The sequence below is a fragment of the Bacillus spongiae genome, assembly GCF_037120725.1.
Taxonomy (GTDB): Bacteria; Bacillota; Bacilli; order Bacillales; family Bacillaceae_K; genus Bacillus_CI; species Bacillus_CI spongiae.
The window spans coordinates 1-11,228 of record NZ_JBBAXC010000037.1; the positions used below are offsets into that span (position 1 = coordinate 1).

Genomic DNA, 11,228 nt, shown 5'->3' on the forward strand with positions numbered 1-11,228 from the left:
CATACCGAACACGGAAGTTAAGCTCTTTAGCGCCGATGGTAGTTGGGGGCTTCCCCCTGTGAGAGTAGGACGTCGCCATGCACATTTAAAAACAGCTCATCTTGAGCTGTTTTTTTGTTTATATAATAGCTCTACTGAGTGACATTCTCGGCTTAAAATTGGTGTTACGTCTACCTTTCACCTAGTTGGTCATTCCCGTTTGAATAGTAAAATATTTGCAAAGGCTGAAAAAGAGCAACAGACGGAATTTAATACTGAAAGCAAACTATGAGTGTCGAGCCAGAATAAATAAGAAAGTGTAATTTTGCCATTAGAAGGGTGAGAACGTTGAGACCAAAAATCTAATTAGAGTGAAAAGTGATAGGGTGTTTTGTTATATTTTTTTGATTTCCGCCTACGAACCTTAACTAAACCTTAAATTTATGTAATTTTTCTAGTATTTTAAATGTGTTTTATGCTATTTTAAAGAATGATTTGCGAAAATTAATTCACCATTATTAGGAAAGAAACCTAGCTGGAACTTAGAACATTTGAGGCCTAATGGTAGTTTAGCAGGTACTTATTTATAAAGGTGTAATCCTGAATAAACAAAATTATTTTGTTAGAAGATGAGTTAATTGTTTATGGAAAATGAAGAACTTATTCGTAATAGTAAATGTATATTGATTAAATATAATAATATTTATTAGAGGTGTAGGTGTTGTCAGAAATTATTATTGTTGCTGAAGATGATGTAGACATTAACCACTTAGTTTCACTTCATTTAAGAAAAGAAGGGTTTGAAGTAATACAAACCTATGATGGAGCCGAAACTTTAAGGAAATTGAAAGAGGTAAAGCCTGGCTTGGTAATATTGGATCTTATGATGCCAAAGAAATCTGGTTTTCAAGTAATTAAAAAGGTTAGGGAAGATAACAACATTCCTATCATGCTATTGACCGCATTAGGTGATGATGCTAATAAAGTATTAGGTTTCGAATTAGGTGCGGATGATTATTTAGTAAAGCCATTTAGTATTTTAGAGTTATTAAGTAGGGTCAAAGCTCAAATTCGTCGATACTCCATATATGGTGATAAAGAAGAAGGGTTTATTATTCAAAATGGAGGATTAAGATACAATATCACCGATCAAGTAATATTCAAAAATGGAAAAGAGCTTTCTTTAAAACCTAAAGAACAAAGGTTACTTGAAATTTTTATGAAGAATATTAATAAGATTTTTTCTAAAGAACAATTATATAAGCTTGTTTGGAAGTACGATTATTATAATGATAATAATACAGTTATGGTGCATATTAGCAGAATAAGAGAACAGATAGAGGATAATCCTAAATCCCCAATCTATATAACGACAATCAAGGGTTTAGGATATCGGATGGAGAGGCATGTTTAACAAAAGACTATTAAAAAAACAACGATCTCCCTCTATATCAAAACAATTTTTTATAAATTATACTGTACTATTTTTTGTTCTTATCCTTTTATGCACATGTACACTTGCTATTAATTATATATATGTGGAATACATGTATGAGGAAGTAAATCAGGAATACCTTAAAGAAACATATGAAGATGTAATAACTATTGGAGCTGAACAGACATTTCAGAGTAGAGAATTCCCTGAGGCAGCTTATATTGAATATGTAAGCAGTGAGTTGGTTGTTTTAGAACAATATAATAGTCCTCATCATAAAGGATACCAGTATGTCTATAAAGATTTACTTACGACTGCAGACCAATATGAGGTTGACCTATTTGTCCCTGAAAAAGAAAGTAATTTTTTAGTTTTATATTTTCCAGTAGAAAATGTCTTATTTGAAAATAAAATTTTCTATAGTTCCTTAGGTTTTTTTATCGTTATATTATTATTGATATTAATCTGGTACGCAAAGCTAACGTCTATTCAAATTATCTATCCTATTCAAGAGCTACTCAGAGGAGTAGAGCATATTTCTAAAGGTAATTTTGAAACGACCATTCATTCTAAAGCAAATAGGGAATTGGACGAGTTAAAAGATGGAATAAACGCTATGGCTTTAAAAATAGGAAAAGAAGTAAAGTTGAAAGAGCATTCCGAATTATTGAGACAACAATTGATCCTAGACATATCTCATGACCTTAAGACTCCCCTTGCAAATATTCAGGGATATGCTGAAACATTAAGCTATCTTATAGATATAAGTATGGAGGATCGTCAAAAATTTATCCAAATCATTCGCTCAAACAGCCTTCGAGCCAATGATCTTATTGAGGATTTATTTGAGTTATCACGACTTGATCTTGATTCAAGCGAATTTCAATTAACAAAGCATGACATTAATGAGTGGTTTCGTTTAGTTATTAGTTCATTTATTGACGAGTTTGAAGAAAAGAAAATACGTTACGATATCGATATACCTGAGGACAATCCCGTCGTAGCAAAAATAAACCCAAAATCACTAGAAAGAGCAATCACTAATTTAATTAACAATAGCATACTATATAGTAATAAATATATTGCTTTATCATTGAAAACAGAGGAAACTAATTTGATTATTAAAATAGAAGATAGAGGAATAGGAATACCTGAACAATACAATGAAAAAATATTTGACCCATTTATCCGTTTAGACAGTTCAAGAAATAGTAAGGCTGGAGGTTCCGGACTTGGCTTAGCCATTACGAAAAAGATTATCGACAAACATAATGGCACAATAAGTCTAGATTCTACTTATAAAGAAGGAAGTCGTTTTATAATTAGATTGCCAATATAAATAGATAATAAAGCAAAAAGACGAAGGTATAAGCCTAGTTCCTCAATACAGATAGAGAATAGGGGTTTAAAGTTAAAAAACTTTTACTATAAAGGGTATAGTACAGTAGGAATGAATAAAGAGAACCATGTATTCATTACAATAATAGAAATAGTAAACAAAAGAACAACGCATGAAAAAACAAGCGTTGTTCTTAAAGCATGGACCTTACCAAGGAATTAAATTTATTTTACGCATGAAAAGACTAAGACAAGAGGAATTCTTTGTCTTCTAACAAATTCTTCTTCATTACTAAAGTGTTCCCGTTTTGGTTTTCCTTCTCTTAAATCAACGATTGAAAAGCCAGACTTACTAAGGGTTTGAAAGTATTGCTCGATAGTTCGATGATACTTTACCACTATTTGTTCAATCCACGGCTCTTTTCTTTCTCCTTCGAGAAAATAGTCATCCACAACCCAATTTCCTCGTTTTTCCCCTGCTTGCTTACTTATAAATGAAGAGGTTGTGAGTGGATGTTGTACACTAAATACAAACTTTCCATCTTCTTTTAAGGTTTTATAAACGTCACGAAACAGTGAATAAATATCAGAAACATAGTGAATGGCAAAGCGAGATGTAACTAAGTCGAATTTGTTTGATGGATAAGGAAAGGATTCCATTGAATGATGGTGGATTGTTCCGTTTTCTCCAGATAAGTGGAGATTTGCTGATTTTACCATTTGTTCAGAACCTTCAACCCCAGTATAATCACTTGCGCCTTGACGTAATAGGTCTTTACCGAAAGCTGCATCACCACAACCAAGGTCTAAAATGCTTTGGTGTTGGACATCCCCAATTAATTCATAGATTAGAGGACCTTCTATCGCATTGTTAGGACTATCTTGCCTAGCCCTTCTTTTCATATAATTAGAAAAAAAGTCAGTTTCATCGTACACGCTTGCTCCTCTAAATTCCAAAAAAATCATTCCCCTTTCGATTATTAGCTCCTGTTTGTCATCATCATCATTCATTGTGTAGCTTTATCTTTCAATCATCCTTAGCTGGACTATTCTGTTCTTTAACTAGTGAGATAATGAGATTTAAACCAAACCCAATGACTAAAAATAAATTTAATAAATACCAATGAATCTCGTTAAAAATATAAATAGATAGAAGGAATAGTGTCACTGAGGTAATTACTAGATATAGTAATATGCTCCCCTTCATTTTTCTCCACTCCTCTTAGAACATATTATCCATTGGAAAGTATACCACTTTTTTCAAGAGGAATGGAATAAAATCCGGAGAGGTGCTGTAAAAAATGGTAGAAAAACATAGCAAAACAGCATTTGTTAAAATAATTCTTAAGGCTAAATAAAATGTTGAAAAACTAAAGGTAAAAACTATTTAATCAATGCTCCTCTTGTGACTCTATGGAAAACCTTTTCTTTTATCGAATATAGTTATTTGAATGACGGTGTATTCTAAAGAACTTAAAAAGAAAAGTAAAGCCAGGTTTAAATAATAATTTTGATGTGGAAGTGTTATGCATGGTCGAAAGCAGCACCCAGAATATCTAGAGTTTTAGACTTCGCGGTACTTCTATTACTAACTCTAGAGAATACAGTAAAAGGAACGTACTATTTTCCTATAATATAATTAATTGACTTATGGTAGAATGTAGCATAGATTGATATAATTAGAAGTATTGCAAAGGGAGGGCAGTTTATATTACGAAAAAAGCCGTAAATCAGTAGGTACAATTTACATTATCATTATAATTTAAAATCGAAATAAAAAAATTTTAACAATAAGAACATTACTATTACATTGTTGCGAAAGAATAGTGATTGTAGCAGTGTTAATTAATATTAAATTGTAAATGGACAAAATAATGTTTGTCCTCTGTTTATTAAAAATAGAGATAGAGTGTTGGTTGGTATTTTCATCTGTAAAATTTATTTAGATTAGCTAGCTAACGTATTAGAAAGCAAAATATTTTATTAGAGAGGTATCAGTATGGTTACAATAATTGATACAAAAGAAAGCCAATTATATATAGATGACACTGGAATGTTAAAACAGGGATTTTCAGATTTTAGTGGAAAGAGAAATATCTCGAATAAAAAATACAATAAGAAGTATCTCCTATACACAGACCACGGCGAATCAGTCGCTCGGGCCCATCATTATGAATCGATGGAAGTCATTCAGGTGGTACCTTTTAAAAATGACAGTCAAATTATATTTTACTCTGATTCATTAGGAAGGGTGTCTTTTGTACTCTCCAAGGTTGACCCGTCTATATCTCCTTTTGAGATAGCTGATAAGGTAGAAAAAAAGCCAATGACGAAAACGAAGGCGTTTATGTTTTTTTCCTTTGTATTATTTATTGGTATCTTAAGATTTAGAAATAATGATAGTGTCAACCCGCCTGAGATATCTGTAGGGGTTAAAAAAACGAACAATTATAACATAAGGTTTTTATTCCCCCGTAAGATTAGAAACAAATTTTCTATGAACACAAACAAGCTAGCATTATTCATACACTCTTATTATGCTATTGTTCCGTTGCGTGATATATATAGGCATTACTTAAATACAAGTGATATTAACGTACCTATATTTGTGAAGGTGCTGAATAAAAGTAGTTATTATTTTTATAATTTCCAAGCAGAGACGAAAAGTAAATTCAATCGAAAAAACTATCTTTATAACACTAAATCTACAAGAGTGAAAGGTTCAGACAATGAAATGTATTTGAGAAAATCAATTACTGGGCAATTTGTCATTGTCGTTACAAGTAGGTTAAGTAATGTGATTGTCTTTAAAGAATGGGTAGCGTATCTCTCTACTCTGCTTGTCAGAAAAAAAGATAAGTATGATCTATTTTTTGAAAAATTTTCGCTTGGGGCATCTGAATCTGCTTTTGAATTATTCAAATATAATATGTCAACTAAATCGAGTAAGAGATGTGTGTATATACTAGATAAAGAGAGTCCAGATTATGAAGATTTGAAACGCAAATACCCTAACAATCTATTTGCTAAAAATAGTATTAAAGCATTCTATCATATGTTTCTAGCACGGAGTTTCGTATCATCAGACTTGGTTTCACATATTCAAAGACGGTTATATGATAATGACCAACTATTGAAAAAGAAAATATTAAATAACAAGCATAAAATATTCTTACAACATGGCCCGTCATTAGCGACAAATGTATTTGATCGAGGGTATTATAACAAAAAAATACCTATTGCCCCGGATTATATTATCGTCAATTCTCAGTTTGAACGTGACATTTTTCTAGAGAATTCCAGTTATAAAAAGAATGAATTGATTGTGTCAGGGCAGCCTAACATAGATTTATATGTTAAGTCCAAAAATGAGAATAAAGATGAAATAACCTTCTTATTAACATGGAGGCCGTGGGACTTAACCGGAAGTAGTGATAATAAAAATAGTTATATATCTAGGTATTTTCAGTTTATAGATACAATCAAGAGTAATAAGTTTTATGAAGACAAGAAAATAAACATTATTCTTCACCCAAAGGCCAAATTAATCTTACAAGAGCAATTTGCCGATTTTTATAGCAATAATGAAAAATATTTCTATAGTGGAGATATAAAAAGTGCTCTATTAAAATCTAAAGTGTTAATATCTGATTATTCCTCAGTTACTTACATGGCTTTCTCTGGAGGCACAAATATTGTTTTTTACTGGGAAGATAAGGAGTTATGTGAGAAAGAATACGGATCACCGAATATACTTCAAGAAAATATTGCATTTGGTGATATCTCTTATAATTTTTCTGATCTTGATAAAGAGATTAGAAAAAATTACATGAGTGGTCAAAGGAATGAACATATAAAGACATATAGCCGTTTAGTTGAGTGTACAGATGGTAACAACACACATAACACTCTCGAACATCTATCTTCCATTATCAATGAATAAATGATGAGGAGAACTATTCTCTTTCTAGTGCAAAACATACTTTTTACAGTTTCGAAGAGGTTGAACCAGTTAGAAGATTGATTAGATAGACCAAAGTGTTATTGGCTTGAGGAGAAAACGTTTAATAGCTCAGAAACAAGACTAAATTTGTTTCTGGGCTATTTTTTATTTGGAATTCTATCTATAAAACGAAACTATCCATCACGGTGGTTTTCTTTACTTCATAAAAGGTGCCGTTCGGGTTGAGGACTTGTTGAAGGAATTATAGAGTACCTGAATCATTTTGATAACACATCCCAATTTGAGACCTAACCATAAGAAAGTTCCATACTGTTAAAACTCTTCCTAGGCTATATGGTCGTGAATAGGGTCTGGATTAAATATCGTATTAGCTGATGGACCTGCAATCAATGAAGTAAAGATAAGGGGGGAGATTACTTAACTACTAATGACCCTCCAATTGAAGTAATAGAATCGACAATGATTTAATCCCTCATCATACACTAGATGTAAAAATTGTTTATGAGGAATTAAAGTTATACCTAGACAAAAATAGTGAAAATAGTATATATTTTATCATTCAACTGGAAATTTAGGAGAATCTAGGTGGGTCAGAAATCTATAGATAGAGTAGAGGAGGTTAGAAAAGTTGAGTAACTATGGGAATGATTTATTTAAAGGATCAGCAAAATATTATTCTAAGTATAGGCCAGTGTATCCAGCTCCGCTCATAAGATTTTTAATTGAGAGATTTCATTAAACGGAAATCAAAATGTACTCGATTTAGTTTGTGGAACAGGTCATCTCGCGATTAGGTTATTAGATGGTGCCAACAGATTGTAGGAATCGATACGGAGTTAGAAATGATAGAAGAAGCCAAACGTCTCCATGTAGAGGTAAGAATGGGGGATGTACAATGGTATAACGGTAATCTAGCACAATATAAAGCATAAAATAATCGTATGTTTCAACTTGTCACAATAGCGAAAGCCTTTCATTGGATGGACCGTCCTTCTATATTAGACGAACTTTTTGACATGGTTCATGATAACGGTGGTGTGGCTATTATTGATAGCTATGAGGCAAACAAAAAATTAACCAAGTGGCAAGCTCAGCTAAAAGAAATCATAGAGAAATGGTATGGAAAAGAAAGAAGAGCGGGAAAAACAACCTATACTCATCCGACCATGAGTCATGAAGAGGTCATTTCGAACTCGAAATTCACCCTTAAAGTCCACCGTTTTCCTAGTTACGACGTAACCTGGACCGTTGAATCAATTATTGGAAATCTCTATTCGACTTCTTACGGATGCCAACGTTTTGTGAAGATAACATTGAGTCATTCGAGCAAACTACGAGAGGCATTACTTACTGTCAATAGGAATGGGATTTTTAAAGAAAGTTTGAATCTATCCGTTAAGCTCGCTGTGAAAAAGTAATATTCATTTTATTTCAAAAGGAATTTAATAGTAGGATTTAGTAGAAGAGGGTGAAAGAGATTGGTTCAATCCATAATAGAAATTTACGAGTACGATAAAGAATGGGAAGAAATATTTTCGTCATTGAAAGAAGTAGTGATTCATTCACTCGGTCATTTAATTTTAGATATTGAACATGTGGGAAGTACGGCTGTCCCTGGGCTTGGAGCAAAGCCAATTTTGGATATAGATGTTGTAATTCAAGACCATGATGTATTACCTGATGTGATCCAAGAGCTTGAAATACTAGGGTATCATCATCAGCCTGAATGGAGTTTTGAGGGTAGAGAAGCGTTTGGGAGAAAAGATTTATTAACTCCATGGGACGGGAGTAAGACTGAATGGATGGATCATCATTTATATGTCTGCAATAAAGAGAGTGAAGAGCTTTCTAGACATATCGCATTTAGAAATTATTTGCGAAATAATCGAGCAGCGGTTATGAAGTACGATAAGTTAAAAAGAACGTTAGCAAAAGAAATGAATAATCGAGCAGCCTATACAAGCGGTAAAACAGAGTTTATCAATAAGGTATTGGAAAAAACCAAAGGGTAACAAAATGGCACCCTACTCTAGAAGGGTCCATTTTTTCATTAAGTAGGAAATGTAAATTTTGAATGAAAATAGAGGTGGAAAATGGAGTATAGTATAGAAAAAATCGTAGCGACAATCCCCTTCCTCAATGGTTCCACACAAGTTAAAAAAATAGAAGAAGGGTATTCCCCCGATGAAAAATATATCGTGGTGAAAGAGGAAAATAAGTATTTGCTTCGTATTGCAAATATTACATATGCTGAAAAAAGAAAACGAGAATTTCAACTTTTAAAAGAAATAGCTAATCGAAAGGTTCGCTCACAAAGGCCCATTGAATTTCAGGTAAAAGAAGAAAATCAACTTTGCTTCTTGTTAATGGAGTATATTGAAGGGGTGCCAGCATCGGAAGCTTTTAAAAACTGCTCTGAACAAATTCAGTACCAAATTGGAGAGAAGGCAGGGAAAGAACTTTATCGTATTCATCAAATAAAAGCACCTGCAGACAGGCCAATATGGGAAGTTTCTCAACGTAAGAAATTCAGTTATTACCTTACAGAGTATCGTGAAGGGGGGATTAAGTTAGAGAAGGAACAAAACATCCTCTCTTTTATTAAAGATAATATTTCTTTATTAACAGGAAGACCAACGGTGCTCCTTCATGATGATTTTCATTTAGGACATATCATCATCAAGAATCAGGAATATAAAGGAATCATTGATTTTAACGGATACGACTATGGCGATCCTTATCATGATTTCTATAATCTTTCTTTATTCAGTCGGAGAGAAAGTATTCCCTTTATAAATGGTCAAATTAATGGTTATTTTTCGACTAAACCGAATGATGGATTTTGGCGGTTATACTCGCTGTATGCTGCAATGAATATAATTTTTACAATAGTATGGACTAATAAATATGACCCTAATTCTATGGAAGATGCAATGGAACGAATAAACATCATTTTAGAAGACCATGATGATTTTAATCTTATCCAACCAAAGTGGTATGATCCGATGTCTTCCTACCGTTTATCTTAGCTCAAATACAGAGCCTTGTAAGGATGAGACGATTCAAGTAAATTATTAGATGAAATAGATAATGAACGATCAAAGCGAACACGAGACATATACTTAACATAATTGGAAAAAAGGAACTTCCACACCTGGGAAGTTCCTCTATTATTACTATGAAAAATTAAAAGGCGTAATGGTCTATTTCAAACGATACTATATTTTTTATCTAAAGGATTTCCAAGTAACCATTTCTGCTGGTCCCTCAATCAAGAAGAAACCCACTTCATTAGCTTATGAATTCTCTCCAAATAAACGCACCATCGTAATCTAGCTTTTTCTTTATTCGATGATTAACTCTCAACACTTGCTCCAAATAAACCCTTATTATTCCACTCATTCCCCAAAAAAGTAATAGTGCTGAAACAAGGCTCAAGGTTAGGTAACACTACCCAATTGATATTTTACTAATATTACCTAATGTTACAATATGTTTAAAAAATCTAAATATTTGCAAAAATTATCTAAAATTATGTATATTTTAACCATTAATAGTATAATATTCCTTGTTAACGAATTGGTGTACACCAGCTTTAGTTCTTTGTTTTAAAAATAATAGAGTAGTATAAGTATAGGGGGAAATGAAAGTTGAAGAAAACTATTAGGAAAATTGCTTTGAGTTTAACAGTAGCAACAGGTTTATTTAGTTTTTCAATAGGTAGTGCAAGTGCAGCCTCTGATTCGGAAACCCTAACTCTTCCAAGTGGATACGGTACACTCAAGTCTGATGCATGGAGAGGAAGTCTTACTACATCTGGAAACACATATAAATTTGATTACCAAACATCAGCAGTATATTCAGGTAGTTACAATGTGGAATATATTAAGACGACTTGGGAAGTCTGCGCATCTTTAAGAAATAGTGCGACTATGTCAATTGGAATTAGTTCTACTGGTGTTACAGCAGGGGCAGGAAGCACTTGGCAAAACAAGTGTGACTCGGCTTATTGGCAGAATTCTAATGGAGCAACGGGAGCGTATTCAGAACGAAGAAATGCGGTAATTAAACCTAGTGTGGATTATAGGTCAGGAACAGTATCACTTCAAAACGAGGCAAAGCTTAAAATAAAAGGCGATGCTAGATCTTGGACTGTCAATGCAGCAACTTAATATAGTTGTAAAGGAATGACCTTAATAGAATAGAAATTACTATTATTGAATTTCCTTAGATTGTAAAAGTAATCTATTAGGGGTCCTACCAACATTAATCGGCAAATATATAGTATGGCAATCTGTTCAACTACTAACTGGAAGTTATGGATATTAAGTACATAATAGGTAATGTAAATGGATTTAAGGTCGTATTCTAAACGTTATCTCGAATAGGTGGACTTGGGTCAATATCTTAGACACCAATAAGTTAACTTTTTATACAGATTGACGGAACTTATCTTCTACTTCCTGAGGTGTCTGAAAGTTTAATTGACTATGAATACGACAACGGTTGTAC

At 32.8% G+C, this 11,228-nt stretch carries 9 protein-coding genes and 1 rRNA gene; 8 read left to right on the top strand and 2 right to left on the bottom strand.

What is annotated here, in order from left to right; translation table 11 throughout:
- The 3 genes from rrf to WAK64_RS22190 all read left to right on the top strand — a co-directional run.
- A 5S ribosomal RNA gene (gene rrf, locus WAK64_RS22180) occupies positions 1 to 81 on the top strand; the annotation flags it as partial.
- Positions 82 to 700: 619 nt separating this feature from the next.
- The gene (locus WAK64_RS22185; protein WP_336589145.1) at positions 701 to 1,393 is read left to right on the top strand and encodes a response regulator transcription factor; all 693 of its coding nucleotides are present in this window, start codon (positions 701 to 703) and stop codon (positions 1,391 to 1,393) included.
- Positions 1,394 to 1,526: 133 nt separating this feature from the next.
- Complete coding sequence (locus WAK64_RS22190; RefSeq protein ID WP_336589146.1) at positions 1,527 to 2,753, top strand: HAMP domain-containing sensor histidine kinase; 1,227 nt, start codon at positions 1,527 to 1,529, stop codon at positions 2,751 to 2,753.
- Between the two features lie 224 nt (positions 2,754 to 2,977).
- Here the strand turns inward: WAK64_RS22190 and WAK64_RS22195 are convergent, their stop codons facing one another.
- Together WAK64_RS22195 and WAK64_RS22200 are read right to left on the bottom strand one after the other, a co-directional pair.
- Entirely contained in the window at positions 2,978 to 3,709 is a 732-nt protein-coding gene (locus tag WAK64_RS22195) for a class I SAM-dependent methyltransferase (protein ID WP_336589147.1), read from the bottom strand.
- Positions 3,710 to 3,779: 70 nt separating this feature from the next.
- Positions 3,780 to 3,959, bottom strand: a complete 180-nt coding sequence (locus WAK64_RS22200; protein WP_336589148.1) for a hypothetical protein — start codon at positions 3,957 to 3,959, stop codon at positions 3,780 to 3,782.
- A gap of 792 nt (positions 3,960 to 4,751) precedes the next feature.
- Here WAK64_RS22200 and WAK64_RS22205 point away from each other — a divergent pair.
- The 5 genes from WAK64_RS22205 to WAK64_RS22225 all read left to right on the top strand — a co-directional run bounded on the left by WAK64_RS22205 (position 4,752) and on the right by WAK64_RS22225 (position 10,888).
- Positions 4,752 to 6,695, top strand: a complete 1,944-nt coding sequence (locus WAK64_RS22205; protein ID WP_336589149.1) for a CDP-glycerol glycerophosphotransferase family protein — start codon at positions 4,752 to 4,754, stop codon at positions 6,693 to 6,695.
- 962 nt (positions 6,696 to 7,657) lie between these two features.
- Positions 7,658 to 8,134 carry a hypothetical protein gene (locus WAK64_RS22210; protein WP_336589150.1) on the top strand — a complete coding sequence of 159 codons (477 nt, stop codon included), beginning with the start codon at positions 7,658 to 7,660 and terminating at the stop codon, positions 8,132 to 8,134.
- A 60-nt stretch (positions 8,135 to 8,194) separates the two neighbouring features.
- On the top strand, positions 8,195 to 8,728 hold the full coding sequence (locus tag WAK64_RS22215) for a GrpB family protein (protein ID WP_336589151.1): 534 nt from the start codon (positions 8,195 to 8,197) through the stop codon (positions 8,726 to 8,728).
- Positions 8,729 to 8,809: 81 nt separating this feature from the next.
- Positions 8,810 to 9,745, top strand: coding sequence for an aminoglycoside phosphotransferase family protein (locus WAK64_RS22220; protein WP_336589152.1), 936 nt, complete (start codon positions 8,810 to 8,812; stop codon positions 9,743 to 9,745).
- A gap of 621 nt (positions 9,746 to 10,366) precedes the next feature.
- On the top strand, positions 10,367 to 10,888 hold the full coding sequence (locus WAK64_RS22225) for a hypothetical protein (protein WP_336589153.1): 522 nt from the start codon (positions 10,367 to 10,369) through the stop codon (positions 10,886 to 10,888).
- The last annotated feature ends 340 nt before the right edge of the window (positions 10,889 to 11,228 follow it).